The organism is Pseudoalteromonas piratica (genome assembly GCF_000788395.1).
GTDB classification, from domain to species: Bacteria; Pseudomonadota; Gammaproteobacteria; order Enterobacterales; family Alteromonadaceae; genus Pseudoalteromonas; species Pseudoalteromonas piratica.
In genome coordinates this window covers 2,236,370-2,254,237 of sequence record NZ_CP009888.1, presented here as the reverse complement: position 1 = coordinate 2,254,237, position 17,868 = coordinate 2,236,370, and the positions used below count along the sequence as shown (strand labels likewise).

Genomic DNA, 17,868 nt, shown 5'->3' with positions numbered 1-17,868 from the left:
CAAATACATCGAGATACTGATGTAATGAGATACTCGAGATAGATAAAAAGAGTTAACTCTCATACACATGCCAATAAAAAAGCCTTGTTATTAACAAGGCTTTGAACAACTGGAATACTACTTAACGTTTTATAATGAGGCTTCTAACTCAGGAAGTACATCAAATAAATCCGCAACTAAACCATAATCAGCCACTTGGAAGATTGGCGCATCAGGGTCTTTATTTATTGCAACAATCACTTTTGAGTCTTTCATACCTGCGAGATGCTGAATTGCACCGCTAATGCCAACAGCAATGTAAAGCTGCGGCGCAACAATTTTACCCGTCTGCCCTACTTGCATATCATTTGGTACAAAACCCGCGTCAACAGCGGCACGAGATGCACCGATTGCTGCACCTAATTTATCAGCAATGCCGTTTAACAAAGCAAAGTTTTCACCATTTTGCATACCACGACCACCTGAAATAATCACATTCGCTGCGGTTAATTCTGGACGTTCACTTTCTGTCTCTTGCTGTGAAACAAAGCTGCTTAAGGTATTTTCTTTCACCGCACCAATTGAAGATACAGCTGCTGCTGTTTGCTCACCTGCAGCATCAAATGCACTCGATCGTACCGTTACAATGTGTTTGTCTTCATTGCTTTGTACTGTGGCAATTGCATTACCTGCGTAGATTGGGCGTTTAAATGTATTTTCATCAATTACATCGATAATATCTGAAATTTGAACCTTATCTAACAATGCAGCTACGCGTGGCATAAAGTTTTTGCCGGTTGTGGTTGCTGCTGCAAAGATATGCGAGTAGTCACCAGCAAGTTCAACAACTAAATCAGCTAAGTTCTCAGCAAGTTGATGCTCAAATGCTGCATTATCAGCGACAATCACATTTGATACACCTTCAATTTTGCTGGCAGCTGCAGCCACGTCAGAAACGTTAAGACCTGCAACTAAAACAGTAATAGCTTTACCTAATTTTTGAGTTGCTGAAACTACTTTAGCTGTGTCACTTTTAAGCACGCCATGTTCGTGCTCTGCAATAATAAGTACTGACATTAGATCACCTTCGCTTCATTCTTTAGTTTTTCAACTAGCGTTGCTACGTCTGCCACAATTTCGCCCGCTTCACGCTTGCTTGGCTCTTCTACTTTTAATGTTGTAATTCGTGGCGCAAGGTCAACACCAAGATCTGCTGCACTTATTACATCAAGAGGTTTACGTTTTGCTTTCATGATGTTCGGTAGTGTTGCATAACGCGGCTCATTTAAACGTAAATCGGTAGTCACAACTGCAGGTAAGTTAACTGCAATGGTTTGTAAACCACCATCAACCTCACGGGTTACATTTAGTTTGTCACCTTCAACAATCACCTCTGATGCAAAGGTTGCTTGTGCACGACTCGTGAGAGCTGCAAGCATTTGACCTGTTTGGTTGTTATCTGAATCAATCGCTTGCTTACCAAGAATAACTAACTCAGGATTTTCTTGTTCAACTACTTTCGCTAACAACTTTGCCACATGTAATGATTCAAGCTTTTCAGCGGTGTCAATTTGAATTGCTTTATCTGCGCCAAGCGCCAGTGCGGTGCGAAGTTGCTCTTGGCATGATTTGTCACCAATTGAAACAACCACAACTTCTGTTGCTTTGCCTGCTTCTTTAATTCGGATAGCTTCTTCTACAGCGATTTCACAAAATGGGTTAAGGGCCATTTTTACATTGTTAAGATCAACATCACTATTGTCGGCTTTTACGCGCGCTTTTACGTTATAGTCGATCACACGTTTGACCGGAACTAGGATTTTCATAACCTCTCCTTTAATGTTTACGCGTACGTAAACCTAGGTAAACATATTTAGTCGTTATTTGGTTTTAAGGCTACTTCCTGTTGACGTAAACGTCAACCTAAAATATGCTAAAGCCCATCACAGGATATTTGTTTAACAAATACCAGCTTAATTCAACAGGGGCATAATCATGGTAGAACGTGAAACCATGGAGTTTGACGTAGTTATTGTAGGCGCTGGGCCTGCAGGCTTATCAAGCGCTATTAAACTGGCACAATTAGCACAAGAAAATGAACAAGAGCTAATGATTTGTGTCGTTGAAAAGGGTTCAGAGGTCGGAGCACATATTTTATCAGGTGCTGTTTTTGAACCAAGAGCATTAAATGAATTGTTGCCAAATTGGCCTGAATTAGGTGCACCACTTAAAACAAAAGTAACACAAGATGACATTTACTGGTTTGGCAGCGAAACGTCAGCAAGAAAATTACCTTCATTTGCTACACCTAAAACATTTCACAATGAAGACAACTTTATTGTCTCTATGGGTAATGTATGTCGTTTCTTAGCTGAACAGGCTGAAAGTTTAGGTGTTGAGATTTTCCCAGGCTTCAGCGCCCACTCATTAATTATTGAAGATGATAGTGTAAAAGGCATCATCACTGGTGATATGGGGGTTAGTGAGTCGGGAGAACAAAAAGACGGTTTTATGCCGGGAATGGAGCTTCGCGCTAAATATACAGTTTTTGCTGAAGGGTGTCGTGGTCACTTAGGTAAAGAGTTAATTAGCACCTTTAAGTTAGATGACGGCAAATCACCACAGCACTATGGTCTTGGGTTTAAAGAAATTTGGGAGATCCCAGCTGAGCATCACAAACCTGGTTTAGTCGTCCATGGCGCAGGCTGGCCACTTGATAAAGACACTGGTGGTGGCTCTTACATGTACCATGGTGATGATAACCAAGTGGTTGTTGGTTTAATTATTGATTTGAACTACAGCAACCCTCACCTTTCGCCGTTTGATGAATTTCAACGAATGAAGCATCATTCAATTTTTGCAGATACGCTAAAACATGGGAAACGAATCGCTTATGGTGCCCGCGCAATTGCGAAAGGTGGTTTAAACTCACTGCCTAAAATGACCTTCCCAGGTGGCGTATTAGTTGGCTGTAACGCTGGTACGCTTAATTTTGCTAAAATCAAAGGCAATCACACTGCAATGAAATCAGGCATGCTTGCTGCTGAAAGTATTTTTACAGCCATTTCAGCAGGTAGTGAGCACACAGAGTTAAGCGATTTTGAAACGCGTTTTAAAGAGTCATGGTTATTCCAAGAGCTTGATAGCAGCAAAAACTTTGGTCCTGTTATGCACAAATTAGGCAAGTTTTTCGGTGGCATGTATAACACTATCGATCAAAACATTTTTAATGGCGGTTTACCATTTAGCTTTAAAGATGACACACCGGATCACGCATGCCTAGAACCTGCAAGTCGTCATACTGAGATTAACTACGCAAAACCAGATGGTGTTTTGAGCTTTGATAAACTGAGTTCAGTGTTTTTATCCAACACTAACCATGAAGAAGATCAACCATGCCATTTAAAACTGGCAGATATGACTATTCCTCTTGCTAAAAATTTAACTGACTTTAATGAACCTGCGCAGCGTTACTGCCCTGCGGGTGTATATGAAATCAATGAAGTTGAAGGCAAACAAACCTTTGTGATTAACTCGCAAAACTGCATTCATTGTAAAACCTGTGACATTAAGGATCCGAGTCAGAATATCACTTGGGTAACTCCAGAAGGTGCTGGTGGCCCTAACTATCCTAATATGTAATTTTCCAATTGTATTTATCCAAGGCATGTTAACACTTGTTAGCATGCCTTTTTTATTTCTTGTTAAAAACCCACTTTTAGCTAATACTCAATAAACAACATGCTGATTATCAAGTGATTATGAGTAAAGATAACGTAACTTTTCGCTTTTTAGCTGAACCTACAGATGTTAACTTTGGTGGTAAAGTCCATGGTGGCATTGTAATGAAGTGGATCGATCAAGCAGGCTATGCTTGTGCTGCACAGTGGAGCGGACATTACTGTGTAACCGTCTCTGTTGCGGCTATTAAATTCCACCGCCCTATTTTAGTGGGCCAACTGGTTGAGGTAGAAGCAAAAATTGCCAACACAGGCAAAACCAGCATGCAAATATTTATAGCGGTGCGCTGTGGCGATCCTAAAACTGGGCAAATGGTGGAATCTAATAATTGTATTATTAATTTTGTTGCCACCGATCAAGCAGGTTATCCAGTACCTGTACCCGCATTTGAGGCGAAAACAGCCGATGAAAAACGTATTCAAAAATACGCACAAAAAATGAAAGAGATGTCACTACAAGCGGAAAAAGTATTCGAACAAGAAATGAAAGAAGAATAATATCAATCAGCCTTAAATACTGGCAAAATAGGCACTTTTAAGTGCCCTATTAAGTTTGTTTTATGAGCGACTACCAAATAAGCCCCATCGCCTTTATCGAATCTCCCTATAAACAAAAATTTGCTATCCCTCGCCAGCCTCGTCTTATTCCAGAAGCAAAAGCAAAGTGTAAATTTGTAGGTGAATTTAACCGTGAAGAATTTGTACGCGGTATTGAAGACTTTAGCCATGTTTGGCTTATTTTCCGCTTTCATGAAACAGCTGATAAAGGGTGGTCACCATTAGTTCGTCCGCCTCGCTTAGGTGGTAATGATAAAAAGGGTGTATTTGCAACACGCGCCACCTTTAGGCCAAATGGTATTGGTATGAGCGCGGTTAAACTTGAAGCTGTTCACTATGAAAACGGCCAACTTTGGCTTGAACTGTCTGGCATTGACTTACTCGATGGTACGCCAATCTTAGATATTAAACCTTATTTGCCTTACTCAGATAGTTTACCAAACGCTACCGCAGGATTTGCTGACACGCGACCTGAAACTCCTCTTTTAGTTGAGTTTACTGATGAAGCCACTGCGTTTTGCATGAGTAATTCGGCACTTTATCCTGAATTACAAAGCTTTATTGAAAAAGTATTAAAACAAGACCCACGCCCAGCCTACAAAAAAACAAAAGCGGGTATTCAAGAATATGGTATGAGCTTGTTTGATTTGAATATCAAATGGCAAGTGCAAGAAAACCAAGTAAGCGTATTAGAAATTAGTAAAAATACCTAAAAGCCTCTATTGTTAGGCTTTTGAATTTGCCAAGACACTGATAAACTTGGCGCCTTACTTATAAAAACAGATTTAACATTTCGGAAAGCAAATGCGTACCAGTCAATATATTTTAGCGACGTTAAAAGAAACGCCATCTGATGCTGAAATTATCAGCCATCAGCTTATGTTACGCGCGGGTATGATCCGCAAACTAGCATCGGGTTTATACACTTGGTTACCAAGTGGTTTAAAAGTACTACGTAAAGTAGAAAACATTGTTCGTGAAGAAATGAACAAAGCTGGTGCAATTGAAATGTTAATGCCCATCATCCAGCCAGCAGATCTATGGCAAGAATCTGGTCGTTGGGAGCAATTCGGCCCTGAACTATTACGTATTAATGACCGCCATAATCGTCCTTTCGCGTTAGGTCCAACGCATGAAGAAGTGATCACAGAATTTGTACGTAAAGAGATCAGCAGCTATAAGCAGTTGCCAATCAACCTATACCAAATTCAAACGAAAGTACGCGATGAAGTGCGCCCTCGTTTTGGTGTAATGCGTGCGCGCGAATTTACCATGAAAGATGCGTACTCATTCCATTTAAGTGAAGAGTGTCTTGATGAAACATACAGAAAAATGCACCAAGCTTACTGTAATGTTTTTGAGCGCCTAGGTTTAGATTACCGCCCAGTAATTGCTGATACCGGTTCAATTGGTGGCTCTGTTTCGCATGAATTCCACGTACTTGCTGAATCAGGTGAAGATGCTATTGCATTTAGTTCTGAGTCAGATTACGCAGCAAACATTGAAAAAGCGGAAGCGGTTGCACCAAGTATTGAACGCCCTGCACCATCTAAAGAGCTAAACCGTTTTGATACGCCAAACGCAAAAACAATTGAAGAATTAAAAGAACAACACGGTGTTAAACCACATCGCGGTGTTAAAACATTAATTGCTTATGGTGCACCTAATGAAAACGAAGAGCGTGGCTTAGTAGCCTTAGTTGTTCGTGGCGATCATGAACTCAATGAACTCAAAGCTGAAAAGCTTGTACTTGTTGACTCACCGCTTGAATTTGCAACGGAAGAAGACATTGTTAAAGCAACTGGTGCAAAACCTGGTTCGCTAGGTCCTGTTGGTCTAACTATGCCAATTATTGTCGATCGCTCAGCGGCTGTAATGGCTGATTTTGTTGCTGGTGCGAACGAAGATGGTGTTCACTACAGCGGCATTAACTTCGACCGCGACGTAACCAACTATGTTGTTGAAGATATTCGTAATGTTGTTGAAGGCGACGCAAGTCCATGCGGTAAAGGTGTATTAAACATCAAGCGTGGTATTGAAGTTGGTCATATTTTCCAACTAGGTACTAAGTACTCTGAAGCAATGAAAGCAGGTGTACTTGCTGAAAGCGGTAAAAACCAAATTATGACCATGGGTTGTTATGGTATTGGTGTATCACGTATTGTTGCTGCAGCAATCGAACAAAACCACGACAAATACGGTATCAAATGGCCAACTGCCCTTGCCCCGTTTGAGCTTGCAATTGTGCCAATGAACATGCACAAATCGCATCGCATTCCTGAAATTGCAGAAAAGCTATACGCAGATCTGCAAGCAGCTGGCGTTGATGTGTTATTTGATGACCGTAAGGAACGCCCAGGTGTCATGTTTAACGATATGGAGCTTGTTGGTGTACCACATACGCTTGTTATTGGTGAACGTAACCTAGACAATAATCAGGTCGAATATAAAAACCGCATTACTGGCGAGAAAGAAGTGATTGATTTAGACAAAGCTATTGAAGTATTACTAAATCATGTAAAAGGTTAATTACCATTTAAATGAAAAAGCCGTCTTGTGACGGCTTTTTTGTTTTCTTGTATTATGTCGTATCAACTTTAACTCTTACTATTGGGCTAAATATAGCCTTGAATCCCTTACATCACTTCACAGATTTTTCAGTTATGCGCTCTAGTGAAAATGTCACTAATGCCCCGCCACTTGCTTTGTTACTAAGTACTAATTGCCCTTTATGATTTTCCACTATTATGCGTGACAACATCAAACCAATACCATTACCACTTTGTTTGGTTGTATAAAAAGCAGTACTCGCATCTGCTAAATTTGAAAACCCGGGTCCATTATCTGACACACTAAAGTTAAGTTTTCCGTGGTTAGCATTAATTGAAAATTCAATATGGGGCTGTGGTGATTGTGCTTCTAGTGCATTATTAATTAGATGACACAAAACTTGCTTTATTTGGCTAACATCAAAAAAGCCGTGCAGGTTTTCTTCACATGAAATCTGAATTGACGGGTATATTTCAGCAATTTCATTACTTAAATTATCACAACTTTCGACTGATTTATTCGCTGATGGTAATTTGGCAAGCGACACATAATTATCCATAAACGATTTTAAGTAGTTGGCACGCTCATTTATAAGGGCGAGTCCTGTTGCAAAACTATCCACATTAACATCATTCGACAGCCGCTTATTAAGACTTCTAGCAACAGTACCTATCGGTGCAAGAGTGTTATTTATTTCGTGGCTTAAGATGCGCACGAATTTTTGTAATGCATCTTTTTCTTGTTGGTACAAAATAGAGTCAAGTTGCTTTAACACTAAAAGAGTAAAAGGCTCGGCGCCCATGTAACAAATCGAGTGTTCAACTAAAAAAGTATGTTGTTTGCCATCCAGGGTAAGATTAACACGTCCATTTTGACTTTTATCTAATAAACCTTGATACCACTGCCAGCGGCTATTTAGCGTCTGATTGTTAAAGGTATTTTTTGCGTAATCATTTTCATAAATACACTGTTCTTGATTAAACACCATCAGTGCAAAATCGACTTTTTCAATAATTTGTTTCAATAAGTCTTGTTGTTCTGCAAGTAATCTTTGGTCGTTTTGCATGGTTGTTGCCAATGCATTTAAATGATCAACCGTTGTACTCAACGCATTATCTTGAGCTTCATTAGCTCTAATTGAGTAGTCTCCTTGTCGTAAGGAGATGAGTAATGTATCGATAAGATTAATGGTATTTTGTTTAGCAACTGTGTCGCGATAGGTTTCTATCAAAAACCAAAAAATTGCGATTAAATCGATAAGTAAAATCAGTGATACTGGGTAATTGTGTCGAAATAACAACCAGTTCACCAGCATCAATAACAGTAAACTCGTTAACCAGCGTCCTGAAAATAAAGACTTAAATTGCATCGTATTTTGTCATTTTACGATACCAAGCACTGCGCGACATCCCTAAGCTTTTAGCTGCTTTGGATGCGTTACCATTAAAGTACTCAAGTCTTAATAACATCGTCTGCTCGATAACCTCATCCAAGCTAAGCGTGTTATCTTCTAAAGGCAGACTTTGGCTTGAATGAGTGTTAATAGGCGTGCTCAACATTAAGTTATGCGCCATAACAACTTCACCCTCAACCATAAAAATAACACGTTCTATAATATGTTTAAGCTCGCGTACATTGCCCGGAAAGTGATAGGTTAGTAAAGCATCTTCGGCGCACTTTGATAAGGACTTGAGCGATTTATCATAATGGTTACAAAAGTGTGTTAAAAATGAATTAGCGAGTGGCAAGATGTCTTCTTTGCAATTCCTAAGAGGTGGGATTTCGATTTCAATGGTATTTAAACGGTAATACAAGTCTTGACGAAAATCGCCACCGGTAATTGCATTTGCCAAATTTGCATTTGTCGCTGATATGATACGTGCTTTGTTTTCTAAAACCTTGCTGCTTCCAAGTGCTGAGTATTTACGTTCCTCAAGCACATGTAATAACTTTGCTTGCGATTTCTTTGATAAATTAGCAATTTCATCTAAAAACAAGGTGCCATTTTCTGCTAGTGTAAACGCGCCTAAACGATCCTTACTTGCATCAGTAAACGCGCCTTTTTTATGGCCAAACACTTCGGAGTTAAACAATTCATCATTCAAAGCCCCCATATTGAGAGCGATAAAACTTGCCCCTGAACGTTTAGAGTGTTGATGAATATACTGTGCGTAATAGCTTTTACCCGTGCCATTTTCGCCCGTGAGCAGTATATTCATATCACTCTTCGCAAGATTTTCAAGTTGGCTCAACACCTGTTGCTTTTGCGGGCTGTGTGCCTGTAAGGCTGATTGGTTTACTGTTGTACGTTGTTTTTCTTGGGTTAAACGTGCTAATGCTTGTTTGTCCCGACGGGCGTTTAGCTGAAGTTTTATTGCATGGGCTAAGCGTTCGTCTTGCCAGGGCTTTTCAATAAAATCTGCTGCACCAGAGGTTAATGCTTTCACTGCCAAGTCGAGTGTTGCCCAACCTGTCATGACAATAACAGGCAATAAGGGATCTAATTCTTTGAGGCCTACAATCGCATTTATCCCCTCATCGCCACTTGTCGTATTTTGGCTAAAGTTCATATCAAGCAGTACTAAATCAACACTGTTTTTTGCAACATAATCCAGTGCTGTATCAGGAGATAGTACTCCGTGACAAAGATACCCTTCGTCCTCTAAAAAAAATTTAAGACTCGCTTGAATGTCAAGCGAGTCGTCAACAACTAGAATTGTTTTCAATTGATGTTAATCCATTTTCAAACTTGCTGATGGTTGTTGCTTTACTACTCGTTTTACAGGTACATATAATGCGAAGCAAACAGAGATAAATATTACAAAAACAGTGAAAAATCCAGCTTGTAACATAATCAGCAAGGGCACATTGCCGCGAAGCACATCCGCAGCAAGATAGCATAAAATAGCAAATATTATCAAAGATATGAAAATGCCGTTTAGAATGTGTTTAATGTTTTTTCTAATAAATAACATTAAAATTTCTTGGTCTTTGGCGCCAATGGCTCTTCGAATACCAATTTCATAGCGCGATTTGTTAATATTACTAATGCCCATTGCATAAATCCCAATCAATGACAGCGATAAAGCAAAACCGCCAACAATAAAAAACACTGATATCATGGCTTGAATAGAGTTAATCATTGATAAATGATTATAGTGATGGTCAAGCACATACGTTAAATTTACTGGCTGAGATAATTGCATCGTAATTCGATAAAGCTCTTCTAAAGTTTCATCAGAGCTTGCTCTAGTTAACAGACGAAGATTTATAGTGTTACCAACAGGTAAAACTTGCCTTAAACTTAAATAAAGTTCGTGACGAGAATCATCTACTACACCGCTTATCTCATCATAGGCGATACCAATTATTTCAACAGTGGGCCACTTTCCATTTTTAAGTCTTAATTGTTGCCCTAAAACATCTGTTGAAGAAAATAGTGCGATTGCAAGGGATTCACTAATAATCGCTACCGGTTTAGCTTCACCATTATCGTTTTCGTTAAAGTTTCTGCCCTGTTTAAGTGTACGGCTAAATAACTGAGATTCTGCGCTGATTTCAACAAACTTTTCATTAAAGACCTCACCACTAGGATACAACACTTCACCGCTTATTCTTTGCTCATATAATGCAGCTTCATTGATCATCTTAGAGGTATTTAGTTTAGTTGCTAATGTATTAATTAGGGTGAGCTGACCATTCCTTGAGATTTTATCCGCCTCTTCCAGCTCTAGAGAAATAGAATAAACACCTTTTACTCTTTCTTCATCAATATTGTTCGCTATTGAATACATCACATAACCAACAGTGCTGGCAATCATTAACAGAAAACTCACTAGCGAAACTTGAATACATAATAAACGCCGAGACATTAACATGGTTTCTTTACCGATGGCGCCTCGCGTGCCATCTCGTAGCACATTGTTAATATTAAAATTTGCTGACTTATAAGCGGGTAGCAACACTGAAAAACTAAAAATTATTAATAACAATAATAAAGAAACTAAGACGGTGGGAGTGTTGAGTTGCCAGTACCACCAGTAAGGCATTTTTTTAAACATCATATTCATATGAAAGTTTAAAATATGTATCGCAACTGATGTGCACAATAAAGTGAAAACCCAACTTATACTGCAATATATCAAGCCCTCAATAATGTGTTGTTGGATTACGCGCTTTTTCGTTGCTCCCAGCGCAGCGCGAATTGCTGACTCTTTTTGTTTTTCCATGATTTTGGCAAAAAGTAAATTGCCGATATTTACGCCAGCAATAAATAACACAAGCACAATACCGAAGACAAAAAGCGAAAATACAAAAACCGCTTCACCGTCAGTATTCAGCTCGACAATGGTTAACGATTCTACATAAACATTTTTGCTAGACTGTTTCGAACTTTCACTTAGCGAATCTTTGATACTGTGATAGAAAAATTGTGATAACTGAGTTTCAAATGCTTGCTCAAAATTGCGATTCGGTAACTTATAAAGAATATCGATTGCATCGTTCGGCTTTAAAATGTTCTTTTTAGTTGGTAACCACACTTTTGAGAAAATAGGAAAGTGATTACGTTTGGCCATAACACCGACAATTGTATGAGGTTTACCTTCAATTTGAAGTGCTTGACCTAATATATCTTCTCTACCTTGATATAGCTCTTGCCACACAACATGAGAGATAATAACTACATTCGGTGCATTACTGTCAAAGTCGCTGTTGGAAAATGGGCGACCCAATTCAGGTGCTTGACCTAAAAATCGAAAAAATGCTGAGTCTACGTAAGCCCCCCGATAATGATTAGAGCGTTTAATAGAAGATAACCAAAATTGCGAGCGTTTTATGCTGATCCATTCATCTAACTGATTAACAGCTTCAAGCTCACTAAAACTGTTTAACATTTCGTAAGTAAACGCGCGTTTATCTGACAACCTATTAGTAACTTTTAAAATTCGAATGTCATCATTGTTATTGAATTCTGAATGTGAAAACGCGATCGTGTGAACAAAATTAAAGCCAGCTAACGAAATCGTTAAGCTGCCTACCATAATAAAAATGATTAACAGTGAAAAACGTAATGACTTAATCATATTTCGCAAGGCGTATCGAAAATCAAGTACAAGTCCCATACTACACCTCTATCACACTTATATGTGACGATTCACTGCTTTGTTTTTTATCACGAACAATAGCACCGTCTAGCATATTTATTGTGCGGCTTGCAAAATGTGTAGATTCAAGATCATGGGTTACCATACAAATTGTTTTCCCTGAAAGGTGTAAATCTTTTAGTAACTGCAACACCTGTTGCGCATTTTTTGAATCTAAGTTACCAGTTGGTTCATCTGCTAAAATTAAATCGGGCTCGTTTATAAGCGCGCGAGCTACTGCAACACGCTGCTGCTGACCGCCAGACAACTGGGATGGAAAGTGATTTATGCGGTTTTCAAGGTCAACCAACATCAGCGCCTTACGTGCTTTTTCAATCATCTCTTGCTCTGAAAAACCACCAATATAGGTTAATGGTAACATTACATTTTCGAGTACATTTAAGTCACTAATCAGATTAAATGCCTGAAAAATAAACCCAATATGATTGGCCCGAATCTGTGCTCTTTGGTCTGAACTTAAATTAACGGCTTGTTTGCCACTAACTGTGTAATCCCCTGCTGTTGGCTCATCAATCAATCCTAATACAGAGAGTAACGTTGATTTTCCGCAACCAGAGGGCCCGGTGATGGCAACAAACTCTCCTTTATTAACTACTAAATTAATGCCATTAAGTGCTTGTGTTGCAATTTCATCGGTTTTGAATAATTTTTCGATGTTTTTTAATGTGATAACTGGTTTCATTGTTTGGTCCTTCTAACGAACAAGCACTTGCGTGTCGTTAATGAATTCTTCCATATCTGAAATAATGATTTCTTGGTCGCGAGATAATCCGGCAAGTACTTCGATATGATTTACCGAACGTCTGCCAAATAGTACTTGTTGTCTGGTTGCTAGATGCTTATTGATTACGAACACATTGTTGCTACTCTCTGCAATCGCGTTACGTGGTAATGCTACAAAAAGCGTTTTTGACTTAAAGCTGGTATTGATAATTCCCTCAATATTTAATTTATCACGTGCTTCTGATGGAATTTTATCGACCAGTGACAATTCAACTTCGACATGGCCATTTTTTACTTTAGGTGAAACACGTGTCACATTTGCTTTTAAACGTGAAGAATAGGTATCAATCATTGCTTGTTGCCCTACTTTTACGTTGGGCGCATCGAGTTCTGTGACATTAATTTTGGCAATCAATTTAGTTTGATCGGCAACTTCTGCAACTGAGCCTGTGCCTGCTAGCTGCATACCAAGTTCAACAAACACATCTTGAATTTGCCCAGTAATTGGTGACACGACGTCTAATTGCGCAATCTGTTGACTAAGTAAACTAATCTCCGATTTCAAACTTTGTTGTTCAGCCTCTTGAGCATGCTGTTTTGCGACGAGTATTTCTTTTTGAGTAGCGACTTTCGCCTTTTGTAACGCAAGTTGTTTTAAGCTGCGTTTAACCGTAAATTCACTGCGCTGATGTTCAAGTTTCGAAATGGTGCTATTGCCTTGTGCAATTAAGGTGGCCTGCGCTTGCCATTCCATTGTATTGGCTTTGTGTGCAAGCTCCGAGTCATGGTGGGTTGTTTCAGCTTCTTGAAGATAAGCTTTTTGCTGTGCAATCTCTGCTTTATGCTGCGCAACCATCTTAAGCAAAAGGCTATTTTTTTGAATAAGTGTCTCTTTTATTTGCGGGTTGTCTAAGCGCGCAATTATTTGACCGCGTTCAACATATTCACCCGGCTTTACTAACACTTCAACAATCTTGCCGCCTGCATTTGAAGTAATTAAATGACGTTTTTCAAGTGCTAGACTACCTAGGCCTTTCACATCTACCGCAAAATCACCTTCTTGTACTTTCGCAATGACAATGTCATCACGATTAACTAAATTTGAGGCATTTTGAGTGTAATTACGCACCAACATAACAGAACTAAATACCAAGCAGGCACCACCGAGATAGAATAATCTCTTTTTTAGCGTTCTAGGGCGGTTATCTATTTTTATATCCATAAAGCGTGTTCCTATAAGGTCTATGCTTTAGGTATTACAAATTTCAGACCAAAATAATACAGCTAAAATTTCAATGACTTAAGTTTTTAGAACGATATGAGAAAATAAAAAGTGTCTCATTTTCGACACATAAAATATTTCCAATATGTCCCATTATCGCAACACAAAAAACGAAGAGAATATTTATTATACAGGCATAAAAAAACCGGCATATCGCCGGTTTTTAATATTATTAACTGTTATGCAGTAATAATTTCTAAGCCACCCATATATGGACGCAGTACTTCTGGAACCACTACCGAGCCATCAGCTTGCTGGTAATTCTCTAAAATAGCGACTAGTGTACGGCCAACTGCTAAACCAGAACCGTTTAGTGTGTGCAGTAACTCAGGCTTTTTCTCACCTTGACGACGGAAACGTGCTTGCATACGGCGTGCTTGGAAATCTTGCATGTTTGAACAGCTTGAAATTTCACGGTACGTATCTTGTGCTGGTAACCATACTTCTAGGTCGTATGTTTTACTTGCACCAAAGCCCATATCACCTGTACATAAAATTACTTTACGGTAAGGGAGTTCAAGTGCTTGTAGAATACCTTCAGCGTGGTTAGTTAGCTCTTCTAACGCTTGCATTGAATCTTCAGGCTTAACTAGCTGTACTAATTCAACTTTGTCGAACTGGTGCTGACGAATAAGACCACGTGTGTCACGACCATAGCTACCTGCCTCACTACGGAAACACGGCGTGTGTGCAGTCATTTTTAATGGTAATTCAGCTTCATCAAAAATAACATCGCGGCCGAGGTTTGTAAGTGGTACTTCAGCTGTAGGAATTAGGCTAAACCCGTCGTTGTGCTCGCTGATTGCTTCAGTGTGGAAAAGATCTTCAGCAAATTTTGGTAACTGACCTGTGCCGTATAAGCTGTCTTTGTTAACTAAATACGGTACATACATTTCGGTATAACCGTTTGTGTCTGTATGCGTATCTAGCATAAATTGCACAAGAGCACGGTGCATACGTGCTACTTTTCCGCGCATTACAGTAAAGCGTGCGCCTGAGAGTTTAACACCCGCTTCAAAATCTAAACCTTTTGCAAGGCCTTCACCTAAATCAACATGGTCTTTAACTTCAAAGTCATATTGTTTTGGTTCGCCCCACTTAACAACTTCAACATTATCGTCTTCATCGTTACCAAATGGCACTTCGCTATCAGGTAAGTTAGGAATAGTTGCAGCAATGGCATTTAGCTCAGCAAGGATTTCGTCTTGTTCTTTTTTAGCTGCATCTAGCTCATCACCTAAAGAACCAACCGCAGCGAGTAATGGCTCAATGTCTTCGCCTTTTGCTTTTGCTTGACCAATTGCTTTGGAACGCGTGTTACGCTCATTTTGTAATTCTTGTGTTTTAACTTGTAGTGCCTTACGCTTTTCTTCAAGCGCTTGAATTTCGGCTACATTTAATTCAAAACCACGGCCTTGTAGGCGTTCTGCGGCTTCTTCGATATCTTGACGTAAAAATCGTGGGTCTAACATTCTTTTTTAACCTTTTTGCATTGCTAACTGCATACCTAAATAGGCAACAAAAACACAACCAATTACATTTAAAAATACATTGAGCGTTGCTTTCAACCATTGTCCTTGTTGTAACAGCAAAAGTGTATCCAACGAGAAAGTTGAAAATGTTGTTAATGCTCCTAAAAAGCCAATGCCAATAAGCGATTTGGCAGGGTTAACAACAATTAATTCTTTTTCTAATAGGCCGTACAACACGCCTAACATTAATGAACCGAGAATATTAACTGTCAGGGTTGCAAAAGGGAATCCCTTTCCTAAAAGTTTTATCATTGATTCACTAATAAAATACCTTAAACAGGCCCCTGTTGCACCGCCCATGGCAACATAAAGATAAAGTTTAATCCCTGTCATACCGTTTCCTTGGTGAAAGCGCATCTTGCTCAAGTAGAAAATCAAGTTTCGCTTTAATTTTTTGCTCGAGTCCGCGCTCAGTCGGTGAGTAGTATTTTCTATCAGCTAACTCTTCTGGCAAATACTTTTCACCTGCAGCATAGGCACCCGGTTCGTCATGTGCATAACGATATTCTGCGCCATAACCCAAGTCTTTCATCAGATTGGTTGGCGCATTACGCAGATGATGCGGTACTTCAAAGCTCGGTTCATTTGCAATATCTTGCTTGGCCTGTTTAAACGCCGTGTATACCGCGTTACTCTTTGGCGCACAGGCAAGGTAAATTGCTGCTTGCGCGAGCGCGCGCTCGCCTTCAGAAGGGCCAACTCGGTGATAAATATCCCATGCATTAAGCGCAACTTGCATAGCTCGCGGGTCGGCATTACCAATATCTTCGGTGGCAATCGCTAAAAGCCTTCTGCCCACATAGAACGGGTCACCACCACCGGCTAAAATACGACACAGCCAATAAAGCGCGCCATCCGGGCTTGAGCCGCGCACTGACTTATGAAATGCAGAAATTAGGTCGTAGTATAAATCACCACCTTTATCATATTTTGCAATATGCGCAGGCAGCACTTGCGCAAGCACATCGTCAGTTACGCGATATGTATCATTATGTTGATCGGCCATATCAATGGCCTGTTCAAGTAAGTTAAGTGTGCGTCTTGCATCACCATCTCCTGCGAGAGCCAACTTTTCAATTGCTGCATCATCGATTTCGATATGTTTATGCTGTAACTGTTCGTCGTTTTTAAGTGCACTGTGTATTGCTTGTATTAAGTCTGGCTGTTCAAGGGCTTTTAGTTGGTAAACACGCGCACGTGATAAAATTGCGTTATTAAGTGAAAACGATGGATTCTCCGTAGTCGCACCAATAAAAATAAAAGTGCCATCTTCGATATGGGGTAAAAATGCATCTTGCTGAGATTTATTAAAACGATGCACTTCGTCAATAAATAAAAGGGTGCGCTGACCTTGCATTGCTAGATGATCTTTGGCATTTGCAACACTTTCACGAATTTCTTTTACACCCGATGTAACTGCAGACAGGCGAATAACATGAGCATCTGCATGATGGGCAATCACCTCTGCAAGTGTGGTTTTTCCAACACCTGGTGGTCCCCATAAAATTAGGCTATGGCAGCGACCGGCCAAAATTGCATTGTAAAGTGGTGAGCCTTGCGCTAATAAGTGTTTCTGCCCAATATACTGGCTCAAATGTGTTGGCCGCATGCGAGCAGCAAGCGGCCTAATTTCAGGGGCAAATGAAAAGCTTAAATTACTCACCTTGACTCTGGTCGTCTACTAGCACATCAGCTGGGATGGTGAATGTAAAAAATGAATCATCAATAGGTTGGTTAAGCTGTTGGTTAGTAAACTCATAGACAGATGTTTGTCCGGTATTGTCGAACACTGTCATCAAGGTTAATAAATCGCTTAAAAACGTTAGTTCTAAGCGCTCTACTTGACTTTGACCTTGATTGTTTGGGGTAATCACAAATGCATTGTTTGAATGCGTGACTGCATAATTTTGCCATAAGTTTTCATCTGCAGATGTTAATAAAGCAAACGGCGTGTTATCTATCAATTGTTTGCTATTTAAAATAGTTACTTGCTCTGCAAATTCATCATAATAATAGGTTTTTGTACCATCAGATACCAGCAAAGTTTCATCCGGTGAAGTTTGCTTCCAATACAGTTTTTCTGGTCGGTTAATTTTTAACACGCCTGCGCCTTGCATAATCTCAGCACCGGTATTATCAAAAACTTTTTGGCTAAAATCCGCTTGTAGATTCTCAAGCAGCATTAAACGAGCTTTTAATTCTGTTTGTGCCTTATTTAGTGTATCTGACGCTGTGTTATTAACTGATGAAGAGTTATTTAAGTTTTCTGTTGATGCACTTGCATGTAACGTACTAAACGCAACACTTAAAGCGAAAAGATAAGAAAGTTTTTTAATCAT

15 protein-coding genes are annotated in these 17,868 nt (G+C 39.6%); 4 read left to right on the top strand and 11 right to left on the bottom strand.

Going from position 1 to position 17,868, the window contains the following annotated elements; all coding sequences use genetic code 11:
* Window positions 1-129: 129 nt before the first annotated feature.
* Window positions 130-1,056, bottom strand: a complete 927-nt coding sequence (locus OM33_RS10490; protein ID WP_038641505.1) for an electron transfer flavoprotein subunit alpha/FixB family protein — start codon at window positions 1,054-1,056, stop codon at window positions 130-132.
* The gene (locus OM33_RS10485; protein ID WP_038641503.1) at window positions 1,056-1,805 is read right to left on the bottom strand and encodes an electron transfer flavoprotein subunit beta/FixA family protein; all 750 of its coding nucleotides are present in this window, start codon (window positions 1,803-1,805) and stop codon (window positions 1,056-1,058) included. The genes OM33_RS10490 and OM33_RS10485 overlap by 1 nt, the downstream gene beginning before the upstream one ends.
* Window positions 1,806-1,974: 169 nt before the next feature.
* On the opposite strand from OM33_RS10485, the gene OM33_RS10480 reads away from it, so the two are divergent.
* From OM33_RS10480 to OM33_RS10465, 4 genes are all read left to right on the top strand, one after another.
* Window positions 1,975-3,621 carry an electron transfer flavoprotein-ubiquinone oxidoreductase gene (locus OM33_RS10480; protein ID WP_038641502.1) on the top strand — a complete coding sequence of 549 codons (1,647 nt, stop codon included), beginning with the start codon at window positions 1,975-1,977 and terminating at the stop codon, window positions 3,619-3,621.
* 119 nt (window positions 3,622-3,740) lie between these two features.
* Complete coding sequence (locus OM33_RS10475; protein ID WP_038641500.1) at window positions 3,741-4,217, top strand: acyl-CoA thioesterase; 477 nt, start codon at window positions 3,741-3,743, stop codon at window positions 4,215-4,217.
* A gap of 62 nt (window positions 4,218-4,279) precedes the next feature.
* A complete protein-coding gene (gene tsaA, locus OM33_RS10470; protein WP_038641498.1) occupies window positions 4,280-4,990 on the top strand; it encodes a tRNA (N6-threonylcarbamoyladenosine(37)-N6)-methyltransferase TrmO in 711 nt (236 codons plus the stop codon).
* Window positions 4,991-5,081: 91 nt separating this feature from the next.
* Entirely contained in the window at window positions 5,082-6,806 is a 1,725-nt protein-coding gene (locus OM33_RS10465) for a proline--tRNA ligase (RefSeq protein WP_038641496.1), read from the top strand.
* A gap of 112 nt (window positions 6,807-6,918) precedes the next feature.
* Here the strand turns inward: OM33_RS10465 and OM33_RS10460 are convergent, their stop codons facing one another.
* The 9 genes from OM33_RS10460 to lolA all read right to left on the bottom strand — a co-directional run bounded on the left by OM33_RS10460 (window position 6,919) and on the right by lolA (window position 17,868).
* Window positions 6,919-8,196, bottom strand: coding sequence for a sensor histidine kinase (locus OM33_RS10460; protein WP_038641494.1), 1,278 nt, complete (start codon window positions 8,194-8,196; stop codon window positions 6,919-6,921).
* Window positions 8,186-9,553: a sigma-54-dependent transcriptional regulator gene (locus OM33_RS10455; RefSeq protein ID WP_038641491.1), complete on the bottom strand. Its 1,368-nt coding sequence runs from the start codon at window positions 9,551-9,553 to the stop codon at window positions 8,186-8,188. The genes OM33_RS10460 and OM33_RS10455 overlap by 11 nt, the downstream gene beginning before the upstream one ends.
* A 6-nt stretch (window positions 9,554-9,559) precedes the next feature.
* Window positions 9,560-11,950, bottom strand: coding sequence for an ABC transporter permease (locus OM33_RS10450; protein WP_038641489.1), 2,391 nt, complete (start codon window positions 11,948-11,950; stop codon window positions 9,560-9,562).
* Window position 11,951: 1 nt separating this feature from the next.
* Window positions 11,952-12,674: an ABC transporter ATP-binding protein gene (locus tag OM33_RS10445; protein ID WP_038641487.1), complete on the bottom strand. Its 723-nt coding sequence runs from the start codon at window positions 12,672-12,674 to the stop codon at window positions 11,952-11,954.
* Window positions 12,675-12,686: 12 nt separating this feature from the next.
* Window positions 12,687-13,937, bottom strand: a complete 1,251-nt coding sequence (locus OM33_RS10440; protein ID WP_038641485.1) for an efflux RND transporter periplasmic adaptor subunit — start codon at window positions 13,935-13,937, stop codon at window positions 12,687-12,689.
* Window positions 13,938-14,176: 239 nt separating this feature from the next.
* Entirely contained in the window at window positions 14,177-15,469 is a 1,293-nt protein-coding gene (gene serS, locus OM33_RS10435) for a serine--tRNA ligase (protein ID WP_038641484.1), read from the bottom strand.
* A 6-nt stretch (window positions 15,470-15,475) separates the two neighbouring features.
* Window positions 15,476-15,862 carry a fluoride efflux transporter CrcB gene (gene crcB / locus OM33_RS10430; RefSeq protein ID WP_038641482.1) on the bottom strand — a complete coding sequence of 129 codons (387 nt, stop codon included), beginning with the start codon at window positions 15,860-15,862 and terminating at the stop codon, window positions 15,476-15,478.
* Window positions 15,849-17,192 (bottom strand): replication-associated recombination protein A, encoded by a 1,344-nt coding sequence (locus tag OM33_RS10425; RefSeq protein ID WP_038641480.1) that lies wholly within the window; start codon window positions 17,190-17,192, stop codon window positions 15,849-15,851. The genes crcB and OM33_RS10425 overlap by 14 nt, the downstream gene beginning before the upstream one ends.
* Complete coding sequence (gene lolA, locus OM33_RS10420) at window positions 17,185-17,868, bottom strand: outer membrane lipoprotein chaperone LolA (RefSeq protein ID WP_052140974.1); 684 nt, start codon at window positions 17,866-17,868, stop codon at window positions 17,185-17,187. The genes OM33_RS10425 and lolA overlap by 8 nt, the downstream gene beginning before the upstream one ends.